The following is a 16,983-nucleotide window of genomic DNA, read 5'->3' as shown; positions in this document are numbered from 1 at the left end:
GCTTGATAACAGATTAACTGACGCGCGAAGAAGCGTGTTGGTAACAGAATTTGCCTGGCGGCTTTAGCGCGGTGGTCCCACCTGATCCCATGCCGAACTCAGAAGTGAAACGCCGTAGCGCCGATGGTAGTGTGGGGTCTCCCCATGTGAGAGTAGGGAACTGCCAGGCATCAAATTTAGCGTGCTGATATGGCTCAGTTGGTAGAGCGCACCCTTGGTAAGGGTGAGGTCCCCAGTTCGACTCTGGGTATCAGCACCACTTAATACGTAGGTTGAAGTTCGGCAAAAGTAAAAGAATTTGTCTGGCGGCTTTAGCGCGGTGGTCCCACCTGACCCCATGCCGAACTCAGAAGTGAAACGCCGTAGCGCCGATGGTAGTGTGGGGTCTCCCCATGTGAGAGTAGGGAACTGCCAGACATCAATTAAGTGAAAAGGCCATCCGAAAGGATGGCCTTTTTGCGTTTCGGCACAGGATGATTTGAAAAATTTGCGTCTTTAAGTGACTTGCCTGGCAATCAAATTGACGCCAGGCAGCTTTATTAATGAATGACCTGCGATAAAAATGCGCGTGTGCGTTCAGATTTCGGGTTTGCAAAGAACTCCTCCGGAGGAGCCTGCTCCACAATTTCACCGCGATCCATAAATATCACCCTGTCCGCTACCGTTCTCGCAAATCCCATTTCATGTGTTACACAGAGCATTGTCATGCCTGACTGGGCCAGGCCAATCATCGTATCCAATACTTCTTTAACCATCTCAGGATCGAGGGCTGAAGTCGGTTCATCGAACAGCATAATTTTGGGTTTCATACACAGGGAACGAGCGATTGCCACACGCTGTTGCTGTCCACCTGATATTTGTCCTGGAAACTTATGAGCATGTTCTGCGATACGCACGCGTTCCAGATAGTGCATTGCGAGTGCTTCCGCCTCCTTCTTCGGCATTTTTCTCACCCAGATTGGTGCCAGCGTGCAGTTTTGCAATACCGTCAGATGTGGGAACAAATTAAAGTGCTGAAATACCATACCGACTTCCTGACGAACCCTTTCGATATTGCGAATATCTTCATCCAGCTCGATTCCATCGACGACAATGCGCCCTTGCTGATGTTCCTCAAGATGATTTATGCAACGGATGGTTGTCGATTTTCCTGAACCTGATGGCCCGCACAGGACGATGCGCTCACCCTGTTTGACCTTTAAATTGATATCTTTTAGTACGTGAAACTGCCCATACCATTTATTGACATTTTCCAGCGTAATCATCGCGTCGGCGGGGGTCATTGTTATTTTGCTCATACATTCCTCAGTGCGGCGTACGCCCGGTGTTAAAGCGCTTCTCCAGATATTGGCTGTAGCGCGACATGCTGAAACAGAAAATCCAGTAAACAAGTGCTGCAAAAACATATCCTTCCGTTGACATACCAAGCCAGACAGGATCAACGGTCGCCTGTTGAACGCTGCTGAAGAGATCGAACAATCCGATAATGATCACCAGGCTGGTATCTTTAAAAAGTGCGATTATCGTGTTTACCAGCCCTGGGATGACCAGTTTCAACGCTTGCGGCAAAATCACCAGCCCTTGCGTTTTCCAGTAACCCAGCGCCAGCGATTCGGCTGCCTCATACTGACCTTTCGGAAGAGCCTGAAGTCCACCTCGTACCACTTCCGCGACATAAGCCGACTGGAACAAAATGACCCCCACCAGGGCGCGGATCAGTTTGTCGATGGTGGTGCCCTCTGCCATAAACAGCGGCAGCATCACCGAGGACATAAACAGAACGGTAATCAGCGGTACACCGCGCCAGAACTCGATAAAAATCACCGACAGAATGCGTACCACTGGCATAGTTGAACGACGACCAAGTGCCAGCAAAATCCCCAACGGCAGCGCCCCGGCTATGCCCACAGAAGCGATGATCAGTGTTAACGTCAGCCCACCCCACTGGCGTGTTTCAACACGCTCCAGCCCCAGTATTCCCCCATACAGCAACAGCCAGACAATCAGCGGATACGCCACTGCCCAGCAGGCAATGTAGCGACCACGACGCGGCAGGCTTTTAAAGAACATCGGTGCGATCGACAGTAGACCAATAACCAGCGCCAGATTAATGCGCCAGCGCTGATCGTGTGGATACAGGCCATACATAAACTGGCCAAAACGTTGATGAATAAACACCCAACACGCTCCTGCTTTGGTGCAGTCAGCGCGTGTCGAGCCTGTCCAGTTTGCCTGCAGAAAAGCCCAGTTCAATAGCGGCGGGATTAGCTCCCACATTAACCACAAGCAGAAGATAGTCAGAAGACTGTTACTCCAGGAGGAGAACAGGTTTTTGCGAGCCCAGGTGATAAAACGCGAGCCTCCAGCGCTGGACGGACGCGGGGCGTGAGACAATACGGCTTTTGTCATCATGGTTCCTTAGCGCTCAACCAGTGCGATGCGACGGTTATAAATATTCATTAATAACGAGATGCCCAGACTGATCAGCAGATAAACCGACATTGTGATGGCAATAGTCTCAATCGCTTGCCCGGTCTGGTTAAGCACTGTTCCGGCGAACAGCGACACCATGTCGGGATAACCAATTGCGGCAGCCAGCGAGGAGTTCTTGGCAATGTTGAGATACTGACTGGTCAGCGGCGGGATGATCACACGCATGGCCTGAGGAATAATCACCTGTCGCAGTGTCACCGGATTGGGTAATCCGAGCGAACGCGCGGCTTCATGTTGGCCATAGGGAACCGCCTGAATACCGGAGCGAATAATTTCAGCGATAAACGCAGAAGTATAAATAGACAAGGCCAGGGTCAACGCGGCCAGTTCGGGGATCAAAACCATTCCCCCGCGGAAGTTAAATCCGCGTAATTGTGGGATATCCCAGTGTATTGCTGCGCCAAATATCCACTGCGCGGCTAGCGGCAACCCAATAAACAGTATCGTCACGACCGGCCATGTTCTGCGAAGTTGACCGGTTTTGATCTGGTGCGCACGGTTATAGCGGAATAGCCCAACGGCGATTGCGAAAGCGATAATAATGGCTGCGATAAACGCATACATTCCTTCACCAGCCTGAGGAGAGGGGATGTACAAGCCACGGTTACTCAGGAAAAAAAGATCAAAAGCATCTACTGCCTGGCGGGGGCCTGGCAGATTACGCAGTACGGCGAAATACCAAAAGAAGATCTGCAGGAGTGGGGGAATATTGCGAAATGTCTCAATATAAATCGTGGAAAGTTTACGCAATAACCAGTTTTCTGACAGTCGTGCAAGTCCGAGGAAAAAGCCCAGAATTGAAGCAAATACAATACATAATGCAGAGACCAGCAGAGTATTCAGCAATCCGACCAGGAATACTCTTCCATAAGTATCGCCTTCCTGGTAATCGATTAAATGCTGCACAATTCCGAAACCGGCACTGCGATCCAGGAATGCAAAGCCTGACGTAATACCGCGATTGCTCAGGTTAGTCACGGTGTTGTGAATTAAATAAACCGCAACAACCACGACGGCGACAATGGCGATAATTTGAAATAGCCAGGCGCGGACCGCGGGGTGAGAAAAGGAAAGTTTTCCTTTTACGGCTAAGCGGCGATGGGACATAAAGAAACCTCGGTAACCATGACTCTGGACTGGGCACTGCTGATGCAGTGCCCGTTACAGCTAAAATGCTTAGCGCACTGGCGGGGCGTACTGAATACCGCCGTTATTCCAGAGATTGTTCTGGCCACGTTTAATCTTCAGCGGGCTTTCCGAACCGACGTTACGCTCAAAGATTTCGGCGTAGTTCCCAACGTGTTTGATGATGTTATAAGCCCACTTGTTATCAAGCTTCAGGTCTTTGCCGTAGTCACCTTCTTTACCCAAAAGGTGTGCCATATCCGGAGTGGAAGGATTAGCCGCTTTTTCGTCGACATTTTTAGAGCTGATCCCCATCTCTTCGGCGTTCAGCATGGCAAATAAGGTCCAGCGAACAATAGAGAACCAGTCTTCATCGCCACGACGCACGACCGGGCCAAGTGGTTCTTTAGAGATAACTTCTGGCAGAACGATCCATTCGGCTGGGTTACTGAGTTTGATGCGCAGAGCGTAGAGTTGTGATTGGTCAGAAGCCAGCGTATCGCAACGGCCTGACTCCAGTGCTTTTGCCGATTCGTCAGAGCGATCGAAAGTCACCGGGGTGTATTTCATTTTGTTTGCTTTAAAATAGTCGGCAACGTTCAATTCGGTATCCGTACCTGCCTGGATACAAACCGTCGCGCCGTCGAGTTCTTTTGCACTTTTCAGCCCGGCTTTATTGTGGGTCAGGAAGCCGATGCCGTCATAATAAGTCACGCCAGTAAAAGACATCCCCATGCCTGCATCGCGTGAAGAGGTCCAGGTTGTGTTACGGGAAAGCATATCAACTTCGCCGGATTGTAAGGCGGTAAAGCGTTCTTTTGCCGTCAGAGGGGTATATTTGACTTTAGTATCATCCCCAAAGAGGGCTGCGGCAACGCCACGACAAACATCAACATCAATGCCGGTAAATTTCCCGTCGGCATCTGCATAAGAGAAGCCTGGCAACCCATCGCTAATACCGCATTGTACAAAGCCTTTCTTTTTCACGGCATCCAGAGTTGCGCCCGCATGTGCTTGACCCGCTACCGCAAACAACATGCCCGCGGCGGCCAGGCTGGCTATCATCGTTTTTTTCATAATGCATCCTGTGTGGCGAAATTTATCGTTATAGAAAGTCGTTTTAAAACGCTTTTACCTGTCTGTGGCATAAGCCGACGTTTGTAAAGCAAACGGGATGCCAGTTTTCACGTTCGGATAAAAATGGGGATAACTGAACGCGTAATGCTGAGTGTAGACAGGGATAAATAAATCGAGCGCCCTGAAATGGTGCGAAATTAGTACCTGCGCCACAAATCGGAGCAAAAGTTGACGACGAGTGAGTTAAATTCTGGCGATGGTTTCTGGCGTGAATATTGGCAGGGTATTTAATGTTATTAATCTGTGAAAAATATCACGCAGAGAGATGAGAATTAAAAATGAATGGCAAAGAAGATGTGATATGAATCGGGTTGAAAAAATGGAGGAAGATAAAAATGGGCGTTTATAAAATGATGAGCAGAAAAACTGCACTGATTTGAAGCAAAAGCGCGGAGTTCAGCCGCGCTTTTGCAGGAAAGTCTTATTTGGTGAGGGCGACGATACCCAGCGTCAGGCCGGCAATAGCAGCTGCTCCGCCAGCGATAGCTCCTGCGGTTTCCCAGTTATCCTGTGTGGTACCTTTCATACAGGTATTGGTATGAACCAGTCGACCTTGATCGTCATACACTGGTACACACGGAGAATCGTGTGCGCAACCAGCCAAAAGCGCTGCGAGCAATGAGACGCAAATGAATCTTTTCATGATGTTACCTCTGAATTAAAACTGGCTCGCTATAAAACCAGAAAGGTATTTATCGAGCTGGCATTATTTTACCACTACATCTATCTTCGGCGGCAGGACGAATAATCTCAAAGTATGTGATTTGTAAAAATCATGGAGAAGGTAGCAATATCGGCATGATTTAATGAAGAAAGTGTGGAGAGACGCGAGTGGGTTTTGAACTTAACACAAATGAAATCATACTTAATTATAAGCAGACATAATAATATAGATAAAGGGCAAGAACTAATCCTCTGTTTATCTTAAAAGAAAAGGCATCCAGGGGACGCCTTTTGGGTTTGTTACTCAGCGTGTCGATTAAAGCGTCGTCGCACTACTACAAAAAATACGGGTACAAAGAAGATAGCCAGAAGTGTGGCGGAGAGCATACCTCCCATCACCCCTGTACCAACGGCATTTTGCGCACCGCTCCCGGCTCCATGGCTGAGAACCAGTGGCATAACACCCAGGATAAACGCCAGTGAAGTCATCAGGATAGGACGCAGGCGCATACGAGCCGCTTCGAGCGCAGCTTCCATCACTCCCTTTCCTTCTTTCTCCATCAGATCTTTTGCAAATTCGACAATAAGAATGGCGTTCTTAGCCGAAAGCCCAATAGTAGTGAGAAGGCCCACCTGGAAATAGACATCATTGTTTAACCCACGCAGTGATGCGCCAAGAAGCGCGCCAATGACCCCTAGCGGCACCACCAGCATAACGGAGAATGGGATCGACCAACTCTCGTAGAGTGCTGCCAGACACAAGAAAACGACGATCAGCGAAATGGCATACAGGGCAGGTGCCTGATTACCAGAAAGCCGCTCCTGATAAGACATTCCCGTCCAGTCGAAACCAATGCCCGAAGGTAATTTCTTCGCCAGGCTTTCCATCATGATCATCGCTTCGCCCGTACTCCTGCCTGGTGCGGACTCGCCGAGGATTTCCATTGATGGCATGCCGTTGTAGCGTTCAAGGCGCGGTGAGCCTGAAATCCAGTATGAGGTGCTGAAGGCAGCGAAAGGAACCATCTCCCCGTTTGCACTACGCACATAAAGGTTATTGATGTCGCCAGGCAGCATGCGGTATTTGGCATCAGCCTGTACATAGACCTTCTTCACGCGACCGTGATCGATAAAGTCGTTGACGTAAGTTCCCCCGAGCGCAGTCGAGACAGTCTGATTAATATCCGACACGCTCACGCCGAGCGCCTGCGCTTTTTCCTGATCAATATCCAGTTTGAACTGAGGTGTATCTTCCAGCCCGTTAGGACGTACGCGAACCAATAGATCGGGATGCTCTTTTACCATGCCAAGCAACTGATTGCGTGCTTGCGTGAGCTGAGTATGCCCGAGGTTTGCCTGATCAATAAGCTCAAAGTCAAAGCCCGTGGCGGTGCCCAGCTCGATAATCGCTGGCAGGTTGAATGGAAAGACCAGACCGTCTTTTAACTGACTGAACGCTTTTGTTGCGCGCCCAACGATGGCGCCGACGCCGTTTTCTTCTCCTGGACGATCTTCCCACGGTTTAAGGCTAATAAATGCGATACCTGAGTTTTGACCCTGGCCGCTAAAACTAAAGCCATTTACCGTGAAGACCGACTCCACGTTCGCTTTCTCTTTGGTGAGATAATAGTCCTGAACCTGATCCAGAATCTGCTGCGTACGGGTTTGCGTGGCGCCAGCGGGCAGCTGGACCATCGTCAAAAATACGCCCTGATCTTCTTCCGGAAGGAAGGAGGTCGGGAGCCGCAAAAACAGAACCGCCATGCCACCAACAATCACGACATATACCAGCAGATAGCGCCCGGTTTTGCGAAGAATTCCGCTCACGCTGTTGCTGTAATGATCGACACTCTTATTGAAAAGGTTATTGAACCAGCCAAAGAGCCCGCCTTTTGCATGATGTTCTTCTGAAGGCGGTTTCAGTAGCGTGGCGCAAAGAGCTGGCGTCAGAATCATCGCCACCAGGACAGAAAGGGCCATAGCCGACACAATGGTCAGGGAGAACTGTCGGTAAATCGCGCCAGTGGAACCACCAAAAAAGGCCATCGGAATAAATACCGCCGAAAGTACCATCGCGATGCCGACCAGTGCGCCCTGGATTTGCTCCATAGATTTTTGCGTCGCTTCTTTTGGCGGCAGCTTATCCTCCGCCATGACGCGCTCTACGTTCTCGACAACAACAATGGCGTCATCGACCAGTAAGCCTATCGCCAGTACCATCCCGAACATCGTCAGGGTATTGATGGAAAATCCGAAGGCAGACAGAACGGCAAATGTACCCAGCAAAACGACGGGAACGGCAATGGTTGGGATCAGCGTGGCTCGCAGGTTTTGCAGGAACAAATACATCACCAGGAACACGAGCACGATCGCCTCGAACAACGTTTTAACCACTTCATGAATGGAAATTTTCACAAAAGGTGTCGTGTCATACGGGTAAACGACTTTCAGGCCTTGAGGGAAGAAGGACTGCAGTTCTGCCAGCTTTGATTTAATTGCAGCGGCCGTATCAAGGGCGTTCGCGCCCGTTGCCAGTTTGATCCCAAGACCTGTTGCCGCCTGGCCATTGATCTTCGTCACCATGTTGTAGTTTTCACCGCCAAGTTCAATTCTGGCGACATCCTTAAGATGCACCATTGAACCATCCTGATTCACTTTTAGCGTGATCTTGCTGAATTCCTCCGGAGATTTCAGTCGGGTTTGCGCGATGATAGAAGCGTTAAGCTGCTGTCCAGGTACGGAAGGTGACCCACCCAGTTGACCGGCTGCAATCTGGTTATTCTGGGTTTTAAGCTGGTTGATGACATCCAGCGGCGTCAGCTGGTATTTATTCAGAGCATTGGCATCGAGCCAAATACGCATCGCATACTGCGCACCAAACAACTGCACATCGCCGACACCCGAGGTACGGCTGATGGCATCTTTCACATTTGAGGCAACGTAATCAGAGATATCATCCTGTGACAGACTTTTGTTATCGGAGACAAAACCTGCAACCAGCAGGTAGCTGCTGCTGGATTTCTCCACGCCAATCCCTTGCTGTTGCACTTCTTGTGGCAGTAGCGGCATCGCAAGCTGAAGTTTATTTTGTACCTGCACCTGTGCGATATCCGGATCGGTTCCGGACTGGAAGGTCAGGGTAATGGTCACGCTGCCCGAGGAATCGCTGGTGGAGGACATATACATCAGGTTATCAATACCGTTCATGTTCTGTTCGATAACCTGCGTGACGGTATCCTGCACCGTCTGGGCATCAGCGCCAGGATAGTTCGCCGTAACAGCGACGGCAGGTGGCGCTATGGTGGGATACTGCGCCACGGGCAGTTTGAGAATAGCCAGCCCGCCTGCAATCATCAATATGATGGCAAGAACCCAAGCGAAAATCGGCCTTTGAATAAAGAAATTAGCCATTTCGTAATCCCTTAGCTGGCTTTAGACGTGGCGGAGTCAGGCGTGGCGACCACGGTGGCACCAGGATGCGCTTTTTGCAGGCCGCTTACGACGACACGGTCCCCTTCCTTCAATCCTTCCGTTATCAGCCAGCGATTGCCGATAGCCTGAGAGGCAACGACGTTACGCATTTCGATCTGCTCTTTCGCATTCACAACCAGCACGGTGGCATCGCCGCGCGGCGTGCGGGTGACGCCCTGCTGAGGAACGAGGATAGCGTCAGGCTGTACGCCTTCATCTATAACGGCGCGCACAAACATTCCTGGCAACAACATATGCTGAGGATTGGGGAACACGGCGCGCAGCGTGATAGAGCCGGTGCTCTCATCTACGGTGACATCAGAGAACTGGAGCGTCCCTTTTTGCGGATACGGCTGGCCGTTTTCCATTAGAAGCTGGACGCTGTTGGCTGCATCGTTTTTCGTCAGACTAAGTTGCTTCAGATGCATAAAGTCGCTGCTGGACTGGGTGACATCCACATAAATAGGATCAAGCTGTTGAACGGTTGCCAGTGCGGTAGCCTGACCGTTGGTCACCAGTGCGCCTTCGGTGACGCTGGATTTACCAATACGTCCGCTAATAGGGGATGACACTTTAGTGTATGCGAGATTGATACGTGCGGTTTCGACACCGGCCTGGGCGGCGATAACGCTGGCATCCGCCTGTCTGGCGTTGGCGACGGCCTGATCATATTCTTGCCGACTGACATACTGAGTACCCACCAGAGGGACATAGCGTTTCACGGTTAAATGGGCGATGTTTGCCGCTGCTTCGGCTTTTACCAGATCGCCTTTCGCGCTGTCATACGCGGCCTGATAAGTCGCGGGGTCTATCTGATACAGGGAGTCGCCAGCTTTGATATCGCTACCTTCGGTGAAATTACGACGTAAAACGATTCCGCTTACCTGCGGACGAACTTCAGCGACGCGAAATGCATCCGTACGCCCTGGCAGCTCTGTTGTTACCGCCAGTGGGGCACTTTTCACGACGTAAACAGAGACCTGGGGGACCTGTGCGCCTTGCTGTGGGCTCTCAGAGCCATCACAGCCAGCAACCAGTGCAGCGCAGACAATAAGACCGGACAAAGGTAAAAGCCTGAAGTGTGTCGTCATACTGTTCCTTTAAAAAAACAATAAATGATATTTGCCGTGAAGTTGTGAAAAAGTCGGAGGGGCAAAGAGTGAGAAAGCGTGCGCACATCATAATGAGGTACGTTGGTTATTTTTAATTTATAAGTGCGGCGCAGGCTTTATTAAGATAAAAATCAGAGTCTGAAACCATAAATCAACGATATAGTGATTTTGTAGCACGCCGTTCTGGTTATTTAAAGGGTGCAATTCATTTGTTTAATGGATGTATTTAATGGAATTCATTCTTGTGAATTATTAATTCATGTTATTGACTTTTTTTGTGCAAAATAACATCCGTTTTTATTGAATACTCCCACAACGATGCGTGCCCGATTTTTTACCGGTGACATAGCAACTTGTTTGGTGAATGGGTAAGAGAGTATGGCGCGTAAAACGAAAGAAGATGCACAGAAAACACGACAACTGCTGATCGACGCTGCCATTGCTGAGTTCTCGACGCGTGGTGTGGCAAGTACCACGCTGACTGATATTGCAGCAGCAGCGGGGGTGACGCGAGGGGCAATATACTGGCATTTCACCAGTAAGTCAGAAATCTTCAATGCAATATGGGAGCAGCAACTTCCCTTATGTGATTTAATTCACGATCGCCTTTCTTTAAAGCCGGATGATGATCCATTGCTGGTGCTGCGTGAGCGTTTTGTGATTGCCTTGCAATATATTTCCCACGACCCACGGCAGCGAGCATTGCAACAAATTCTTTATCATAAATGTGAATTTCATGATGAAATGACGTCAGAATGTGAAATTCGGAAACGAATTGGTTTTAATTATGAAAATGTTCGTACATTACTGGAGCGTTGCCTGTCACGCGGCGTCATTTCGCCTAACGTCAATATTGATATGGCATTAATTGTTTTCCACGGTTTTTTTAGCGGATTAATTAAAAACTGGTTGATGAACAATGAGAGCTTTAATCTTTATCTGCAAGCGCCTGCGCTGGTGGATAATATTCTGGCGACATTACACATTACGCGCGTGTCGCCAGTGTCGTATCACATCGCCTCATGACGGCAATTTTTTTCCTGCGATCTCAGCATCATTGCAAAGATTTTCGACAGTTTGTGCCGTCACCGGTTTGCCCAACAGATACCCCTGGAGCGTGTTACAGCCTAACTCGGTCAAAAACGCTTGTTGGGCCTCGGTTTCCACACCTTCAGCCACAACTTTAAGATTCAACGTTTTTGCAAGCGCGACAATCGCGGAGACGATGGTGGCATCATCACTTGCGCCGCTGAGATCTTTCACAAACGCACGATCGATTTTGAGCTCACAGGCCGGTAATCTCTTCAGATAGAGCAGGCTGGAATATCCCGTCCCAAAATCATCAATGGAGGCTTTTACGCCCGCATTGGTGAGCTCCGTTAAGACCCGTACGCTTTCGTCCGGATTGTTCATCGCCGTAGTTTCTGTGACCTCAAGGATCAACGATTCTGGCGGAAGATGGTGCCGTGCCAGACAGTCGAGCACCGTTTTAACCAGCGTGGGTTGCTCAAACTGGAGCGTCGACAGATTCACCGCCATGGACCAGTTCAGATGTCCCTGAAGATGCCACTCGCGTAGCTGACGGCAGGCTTCGTTAATGACCCAGTTGCCAATCGGAATAATCAATCCGGTTTTTTCTGCCAGTTGCAGGAAAATATCGGGAGTAAGCAGCCCCTGTTTCGGGTGTTCCCAGCGCAACAATGCTTCGAAGCCGAGGATAGGACCGGCGGGCGCATGGAATTTAGGCTGATAGTGAAGGCGTAGTTCATCGCGCTCAATCGCCAGCCACAGATCATTCATCAGCTGCAAATGCGTTTGCGCCAGCGTATTCATGGAGGGCTGGAAAAAGTGATACCCGTTACGCCCCATATGTTTAGTGTGATACATCGCCGCATCAGCGTTGAACATCAGCTCACGATCGGTTTTCCCGTCGTGTGGATAGAGGGCAATACCAATGCTGACGGTCACAACCAGCTCGTAAGGATCGACATTGAAAGGGCTATCAATAGCACGAACGAGCGCATTGGCAAGCGAGGCTGCATCATCCGGACCGCCCACTTCCGCCAGCAAGATAAACTCGTCCCCGCCGATACGGGCGAGAGTATATTGCCCTTTCAGCGGCAGCCGTAGCCGCTCGGTCACCGCGACCAGAAGCTTATCACCCGTATCATGGCCATAAGCGTCATTGACCGCCTTGAAACCATCCAGGTCCATAAACAGCAGCGCAAAGTGGGTCCCTTCGCGGTCAGCTTTGCTGATGGCCTGATCGAGTCGGTCTTCCAGCAGGATTCGGTTGGGTAAACGGGTCAGGGTGTCGTGCAGCGCCAGTTGCGCGAGTTCGCGGTTCGCTTCCGCAAGGGAAGAGGCCAGCAGAGACGTCCGCGCCTGAAGTCGGGCATCAAGCATTGATACCAGCAAGGTAATACCCAGAATAGAGAGCGCGACGACGCTGACCAGAACCGCCAGCCAGCTGCCATTAATCCCGTGGTGGTGCATGCCAGAAGCAGTGTCGGGAAACTGTGCCGCCTTCATACCAGCATAGTGCATGCCTGCTATCGCAATCCCCATCGTGATAGCGGCACCCAGGCGCATCAGAGCAACCTGTGCGGCTTCATGCCGCAGGCGGAATGTGAGCCACAGCGCGACAAGCGAGGCTGCCAGCGCAATCGCCACGGAGATGGCCACCCACATTTTGTCCCAGACAATGGCTGATGACACTTCCAGCGCGGCCATGCCCGTGTAGTGCATCGCGACGATGCCCGATCCCATTACGAATGCCCCCGGCAACAGGCGTCGTAAACGCAACTGCTCGCCACTGACCAGCCACAGAGCAAACATTGACGAACCAATGGCAATCACCATCGAGAGCACGGTTATTGCCGTGTCGTAGCTCATGCTCATGGAGATATCCATCGCCAGCATGCCGATGAAGTGCATTGCCCATACGCCGATCCCCATCGCAATGCCTCCCCCGGCCAACCATATGCGCGCAGCGACGCCCTGGTTTCCGGCGACACGCGCGGCCATATTTAACGCGGTATAGGCAGCAAGAATGGCAACAACAAAGGAGATGACAACGAGGATTTGGTTGTATTGGCTAACCAGCATGGTCTGTTTAACTCATTCTCAGTGAGACGTTATGCAAGAGCGCTTGAAAAGGGCAGAGACATTATCACCGTACTGGATTGACGAAAAGGGATTTAAATCCCTGTTTTTAATGGGTGATAGGGCTATTTTCCACGATGTTAGCCGCTTAATCGAGATCGGAACAATTCACCAGTTTGAGCGGATTAACGGAGTTCATATTGCGACACTTATCGGTTTCGGTACTGAGCAGTTCAATCCACTGTATCAGTAGCGCATCAAAGATGAAGACCGTGACAGCAAAGACAATCAGCCACCCGTATTTGCGAATCATTGTGTCGTTCCGGAGTTAGAGGTCCAGTGAGGTGGTGGAAATATACACGAAAAGCAGACGTTTAAAAGCGGGAGAGTACAAGGTTTACAAAGCGCTGACGCAGGGAGAAGGAGAAATAAAAAAGGCGCGTCCCCATGCCGAGTAGCGCCTTTTTAAACAAGCAGTTAGCTAATCGAAATTAGTTCATGCCGTATTTTTTCAGTTTCTTACGCAGGGTACCACGGTTGATACCCATCATCAGGGCAGCGCGGGTTTGGTTACCGCGGGTGTATTGCATCACCATGTCCAACAGTGGCTGTTCAACTTCAGCCAATACCAGCTCATACAGGTCATTAACATCCTGACCGTTCAGTTGAGCAAAATAGTTCTTCAGTGCCTGTTTTACCGAGTCACGGAGGGGTTTTTGAGTTACCTGATCCTGAGAGTTAACGGTAGAAACGGTCAGTACGTCAGAATTTACGCGTTGTTCGAACATAGTTCTGTCAGCTCTTTATTTCTGTTTACGCAAAATTTTCGAAGTATGCCTCCAACGCCTCCAGCTGTAAGCTGGCATCCTCTATGGCGTTGAATGTGCGCCGAAACTGGTCATTTGGAGCGTGTTCCTGGAGATACCAGGATACGTGTTTACGCGCAATTCGGTACCCTTTTGCCTGACCATAAAAATCATGCAATTCCCGAATATGTGCACAAAGCAAGCGCTTAACCTCTGCCAGAGGCAGTGGAGCAAGCAACTCCCCAGTGTCCAGATAATGCTGGATTTCCCGAAAGATCCAGGGTCTTCCCTGAGCTGCACGTCCTATCATCAGAGCATCTGCCCCTGTATAGTCGAGCACAGCCCTGGCTTTAAGCGGGTCAGTTATGTCGCCATTCGCGATAATCGGAATGGAAACTTTCTGCTTAACTGCCCGAATGCTGTCGTATTCCGCATTGCCATTGAACAAACAGGCACGCGTACGTCCATGAATGGTCAGGGCCTGGATACCACAGTCTTCGGCCAGTTGGGCAATTTCTACACAGTTACGGTGTTCCGGCGCCCAACCAGTGCGAATCTTCAGCGTGACCGGAACGTCCACTGCATTTACAACCACCGATAAGATCGATTTCACCTGATCGGGGTATTGCAGAAGGGCTGAACCAGCCAGCTTGCGATTCACTTTCTTTGCCGGGCAACCCATATTGATATCAATAATTTGGGCGCCACTTTCAACGTTAATACGCGCGGCTTCCGCCATCTCTTCAGGATCGCTTCCGGCAATTTGCACGGTTCGAATACCTGGTTCATCAATGTGCACCATCCGAAGACGGGATTTATCGCTTTCCCAAACCTGCGGGTTAGACGACATCATCTCGGAAACGGTTAATCCTGCTCCCATCTCGTAGCACAGCGTCCTGAATGGCCGGTCGGTAATACCTGCCATAGGTGCTGCGATCAGGCGATTTCTGAGCTGGTACTGTCCGATGCGCATGAGTTAAGAAATGACCATACTGTGACTGCAAGGCGGCGTATATTACGCATTTTTTGCACGAGATGAAAGGCCAAACTTTGAACAATCCGCTGTTATAGATCAAGGAATTGCTATGCAGCCTATAAGAAATGAATTATTAACCAGTTAAATCATTGTGTTATATGTTTGTGTTTATTTTATAGACGCTTACAAATTCCCTTAACTTCTCTTGATATCGGCATAAATGAATCGCTTAATCGGGATAATCTGCTGTTTTTAGCAGCAGATTATTGCCCTTCTTTGCGATCTCAGTCGCATTTTAGAACATGATCTCAGATCGCAATATGAACATTATTCAACCACAACACGTCCGTGCAGCGACTGTACCGGGCGGTTATTATCGTGATGCATTGTGTGTGTGAATTTCTCCCACTGACTTTCAGAAAGCGTCATGGGTTGTTTCAGGACAATCCAGGTCACACCCTCTGAGCATGGCGGGGTGGTCAGAGAACCGCTAAAACGCCAGTAGGTTTTGTCCGTTGGCAGCAGCTTGTTGATATCAAGATGGATATTGAGCGTGGCAGATTGCTCAGCGTGTCCCGGCATCACATTCCAGAGCTTATCGAGCTCTGCATTGGCAGCGCCTTTATCAAACATCACTGCGACCACGGTCAGCTCACCTTTGGCATTTTTATGCACCAGGTGCATTTCCATCGCATACTTTTTCCCGTGCACCGTGTTTTCACTCGGTGAATGGAAATGGAACTGCTGGAGCGTCCAGGTCTGATTATCAAGCGTGATCGTATCGCGGGTGTCGGCCTTTTCGACGGCCTGAATGGTATGGCCGTTATTTGTCAAAGTGACAGGGCCATCAATGTAGCCCGTCTGGAGCGGAGAGATATGCGCCTGGACGGTTGAGTCGATGTTGATTGGAGACTGATTCATCCCCATCTGGCAGGTTTTGAACGACTCATCCAGCTCGCCCCAGTGTTCAGGAGAGCCTTCGCCTTCATAGCTCCAGTGAGATGCATAAGCTGAAACAGACATCATACTCAGCGCCAGCAGCGCGGCCTTGCCAATAAATTGAATCATAGTATTCTTCCGGTGAATATTTTTATGTAAATCATTCATATAGGAAATAATTTCCTGCTGTTATTATACAGGATAACTATGAGGGAAGGAGACGTTTACACGAAAAAAGGCGCGGGAAGATACCCACGCCGGAGAGAGGAAATTACTTCTTACGACCGGTAATACGACACCACTCTTCTTTCTCAACCACAGGATCGAGAGCAAAGAGGTCAGCATAGGCTTCGCATACGCTTTCCGCCTGGCTGGCCAGAATCCCGGAAAGCCCGAGCAGACCGCCCTCAACGGGCAGCACGCTAATTAAAGGTGCCAGCTCGCGTAACGGGCCTGCCAGAATATTCGCCACCACCACATCGGCTTTCATGACCTCTGGCTGGCTGTCCGGTAAATACAGCTCGAGACGGTCGGAAACACCATTGCGCTGAGCGTTATCGCGACTTGCCTGGATCGCCTGCGGATCGATATCGATCCCGATCGCTTTTGCTGCACCCAGTTTCAGCGCGGCAATCGCCAGGATCCCTGATCCACAACCGAAGTCGATCACTGTTTTGCCTTCAAGATCCAGGCCATCAAGCCATTGCAGGCAAAGAGAGGTTGTCGGATGCGTTCCTGTACCAAACGCCAGACCCGGATCAAGCATGACGTTCACGGCATTGACATCAGGCACATCGCGCCAGCTCGGGCAGATCCACAGACGTTGACCAAACTGCATCGGGTGGAAATTATCCATCCACTCGCGTTCCCAGTCTTTATCTTCCAGTTGTTCGATCTTGTGAACAAAACCAGTCCCCAGTAGCGGGTGGTTTTCCAGAATCGCCACGACTTCTTTCATGTCGGTTTCTGCATCGAACAGGCCAATTACGTCAGTGTCGCCCCACAGGCGTGTTTCGCCGGGAAGCGGTTCAAACACCGGTGTGTCATGCGTATCCTGGAAAGTGATGGAAACCGACCCGGCCTCCATTAATGCGTCACTCAGCTCTTCGGCATTCGCGCCTGTTGTGTTCAGTTTTAGTTGGATCCACGGCATGGC

14 protein-coding genes, 1 tRNA gene and 2 rRNA genes are annotated in these 16,983 nt (G+C 50.2%); 4 read left to right on the top strand and 13 right to left on the bottom strand.

Annotated features, from left to right (window positions below; all coding sequences use genetic code 11):
* The first annotated feature begins 53 nt into the window (after nucleotides 1-53).
* The 3 genes from rrf (SOM82_RS18690) to rrf (SOM82_RS18680) all read left to right on the top strand — a co-directional run bounded on the left by rrf (SOM82_RS18690) (nucleotide 54) and on the right by rrf (SOM82_RS18680) (nucleotide 417).
* Nucleotides 54-169: ribosomal RNA gene (gene rrf / locus SOM82_RS18690) — 5S ribosomal RNA — on the top strand.
* 14 nt (nucleotides 170-183) lie between these two features.
* Nucleotides 184-259, top strand: a tRNA-Thr gene (locus SOM82_RS18685).
* Between the two features lie 42 nt (nucleotides 260-301).
* A 5S ribosomal RNA gene (rrf, locus tag SOM82_RS18680) occupies nucleotides 302-417 on the top strand.
* 122 nt (nucleotides 418-539) lie between these two features.
* On the opposite strand, the gene SOM82_RS18675 is transcribed toward rrf (SOM82_RS18680), so the two are convergent.
* From SOM82_RS18675 to SOM82_RS18645, 7 genes are all read right to left on the bottom strand, one after another.
* Complete coding sequence (locus SOM82_RS18675; protein WP_154126491.1) at nucleotides 540-1,298, bottom strand: amino acid ABC transporter ATP-binding protein; 759 nt, start codon at nucleotides 1,296-1,298, stop codon at nucleotides 540-542.
* A gap of 7 nt (nucleotides 1,299-1,305) precedes the next feature.
* A complete protein-coding gene (locus tag SOM82_RS18670) occupies nucleotides 1,306-2,409 on the bottom strand; it encodes an amino acid ABC transporter permease (RefSeq protein ID WP_320460947.1) in 1,104 nt (367 codons plus the stop codon).
* A 9-nt stretch (nucleotides 2,410-2,418) separates the two neighbouring features.
* On the bottom strand, nucleotides 2,419-3,600 hold the full coding sequence (locus tag SOM82_RS18665; protein ID WP_320460942.1) for an amino acid ABC transporter permease: 1,182 nt from the start codon (nucleotides 3,598-3,600) through the stop codon (nucleotides 2,419-2,421).
* Nucleotides 3,601-3,669: 69 nt separating this feature from the next.
* The gene (locus SOM82_RS18660) at nucleotides 3,670-4,695 is read right to left on the bottom strand and encodes an amino acid ABC transporter substrate-binding protein (RefSeq protein WP_154126488.1); all 1,026 of its coding nucleotides are present in this window, start codon (nucleotides 4,693-4,695) and stop codon (nucleotides 3,670-3,672) included.
* A 481-nt stretch (nucleotides 4,696-5,176) separates the two neighbouring features.
* Complete coding sequence (locus tag SOM82_RS18655; protein ID WP_154126487.1) at nucleotides 5,177-5,398, bottom strand: hypothetical protein; 222 nt, start codon at nucleotides 5,396-5,398, stop codon at nucleotides 5,177-5,179.
* Between the two features lie 320 nt (nucleotides 5,399-5,718).
* Complete coding sequence (locus SOM82_RS18650) at nucleotides 5,719-8,829, bottom strand: efflux RND transporter permease subunit (RefSeq protein ID WP_154126486.1); 3,111 nt, start codon at nucleotides 8,827-8,829, stop codon at nucleotides 5,719-5,721.
* Nucleotides 8,830-8,840: 11 nt separating this feature from the next.
* Nucleotides 8,841-9,980: an efflux RND transporter periplasmic adaptor subunit gene (locus SOM82_RS18645; RefSeq protein ID WP_320460941.1), complete on the bottom strand. Its 1,140-nt coding sequence runs from the start codon at nucleotides 9,978-9,980 to the stop codon at nucleotides 8,841-8,843.
* A 399-nt stretch (nucleotides 9,981-10,379) separates the two neighbouring features.
* On the opposite strand from SOM82_RS18645, the gene envR reads away from it, so the two are divergent.
* The gene (gene envR / locus SOM82_RS18640; RefSeq protein ID WP_320460940.1) at nucleotides 10,380-11,027 is read left to right on the top strand and encodes an acrEF/envCD operon transcriptional regulator; all 648 of its coding nucleotides are present in this window, start codon (nucleotides 10,380-10,382) and stop codon (nucleotides 11,025-11,027) included.
* Here the strand turns inward: envR and SOM82_RS18635 are convergent.
* The 6 genes from SOM82_RS18635 to prmA form a co-directional block, all read right to left on the bottom strand.
* Entirely contained in the window at nucleotides 11,022-13,109 is a 2,088-nt protein-coding gene (locus SOM82_RS18635) for a putative bifunctional diguanylate cyclase/phosphodiesterase (RefSeq protein ID WP_320460939.1), read from the bottom strand. The two genes, envR and SOM82_RS18635, sit on opposite strands and share 6 nt — an antisense overlap.
* A gap of 145 nt (nucleotides 13,110-13,254) precedes the next feature.
* Nucleotides 13,255-13,419 (bottom strand): DUF2556 family protein, encoded by a 165-nt coding sequence (locus SOM82_RS18630; protein WP_320460938.1) that lies wholly within the window; start codon nucleotides 13,417-13,419, stop codon nucleotides 13,255-13,257.
* 178 nt (nucleotides 13,420-13,597) lie between these two features.
* A complete protein-coding gene (fis, locus tag SOM82_RS18625; RefSeq protein WP_000462905.1) occupies nucleotides 13,598-13,894 on the bottom strand; it encodes a DNA-binding transcriptional regulator Fis in 297 nt (98 codons plus the stop codon).
* 25 nt (nucleotides 13,895-13,919) lie between these two features.
* Nucleotides 13,920-14,885 (bottom strand): tRNA dihydrouridine synthase DusB, encoded by a 966-nt coding sequence (gene dusB / locus SOM82_RS18620; RefSeq protein ID WP_154126481.1) that lies wholly within the window; start codon nucleotides 14,883-14,885, stop codon nucleotides 13,920-13,922.
* 330 nt (nucleotides 14,886-15,215) lie between these two features.
* Nucleotides 15,216-15,956: a carbonic anhydrase gene (locus SOM82_RS18615; protein WP_320460937.1), complete on the bottom strand. Its 741-nt coding sequence runs from the start codon at nucleotides 15,954-15,956 to the stop codon at nucleotides 15,216-15,218.
* A 142-nt stretch (nucleotides 15,957-16,098) separates the two neighbouring features.
* Nucleotides 16,099-16,980, bottom strand: coding sequence for a 50S ribosomal protein L11 methyltransferase (gene prmA, locus SOM82_RS18610; RefSeq protein ID WP_154126479.1), 882 nt, complete (start codon nucleotides 16,978-16,980; stop codon nucleotides 16,099-16,101).
* Nucleotides 16,981-16,983 lie beyond the last annotated feature (3 nt).

The organism is Lelliottia sp. CFBP8978, assembly GCF_034046055.2.
Classification (GTDB): Bacteria; Pseudomonadota; Gammaproteobacteria; order Enterobacterales; family Enterobacteriaceae; genus Enterobacter.
The sequence above is the reverse complement of the archived record's forward strand: the minus strand, read 5'-3'. Positions and strand labels throughout refer to the sequence as shown.

What these genes read in the sequence shown, in the direction of transcription:
- SOM82_RS18615 (WP_320460937.1), bottom strand. Translation starts at nt 15,956, where the DNA reads ATGATTCAATTTATTGGCAAGGCCGCGCTGCTGGCGCTGAGTATGATG.
- fis (WP_000462905.1), bottom strand. Translation starts at nt 13,894, where the DNA reads ATGTTCGAACAACGCGTAAATTCTGACGTACTGACCGTTTCTACCGTT.
- SOM82_RS18665 (WP_320460942.1), bottom strand. Translation starts at nt 3,600, where the DNA reads ATGTCCCATCGCCGCTTAGCCGTAAAAGGAAAACTTTCCTTTTCTCAC.
- envR (WP_320460940.1), top strand. Translation starts at nt 10,380, where the DNA reads ATGGCGCGTAAAACGAAAGAAGATGCACAGAAAACACGACAACTGCTG.
- SOM82_RS18650 (WP_154126486.1), bottom strand. Translation starts at nt 8,829, where the DNA reads ATGGCTAATTTCTTTATTCAAAGGCCGATTTTCGCTTGGGTTCTTGCC.
- SOM82_RS18645 (WP_320460941.1), bottom strand. Translation starts at nt 9,980, where the DNA reads ATGACGACACACTTCAGGCTTTTACCTTTGTCCGGTCTTATTGTCTGC.
- SOM82_RS18660 (WP_154126488.1), bottom strand. Translation starts at nt 4,695, where the DNA reads ATGAAAAAAACGATGATAGCCAGCCTGGCCGCCGCGGGCATGTTGTTT.
- SOM82_RS18675 (WP_154126491.1), bottom strand. Translation starts at nt 1,298, where the DNA reads ATGAGCAAAATAACAATGACCCCCGCCGACGCGATGATTACGCTGGAA.
- SOM82_RS18630 (WP_320460938.1), bottom strand. Translation starts at nt 13,419, where the DNA reads ATGATTCGCAAATACGGGTGGCTGATTGTCTTTGCTGTCACGGTCTTC.
- SOM82_RS18670 (WP_320460947.1), bottom strand. Translation starts at nt 2,409, where the DNA reads ATGACAAAAGCCGTATTGTCTCACGCCCCGCGTCCGTCCAGCGCTGGA.
- SOM82_RS18655 (WP_154126487.1), bottom strand. Translation starts at nt 5,398, where the DNA reads ATGAAAAGATTCATTTGCGTCTCATTGCTCGCAGCGCTTTTGGCTGGT.
- SOM82_RS18635 (WP_320460939.1), bottom strand. Translation starts at nt 13,109, where the DNA reads ATGCTGGTTAGCCAATACAACCAAATCCTCGTTGTCATCTCCTTTGTT.
- dusB (WP_154126481.1), bottom strand. Translation starts at nt 14,885, where the DNA reads ATGCGCATCGGACAGTACCAGCTCAGAAATCGCCTGATCGCAGCACCT.
- prmA (WP_154126479.1), bottom strand. Translation starts at nt 16,980, where the DNA reads ATGCCGTGGATCCAACTAAAACTGAACACAACAGGCGCGAATGCCGAA.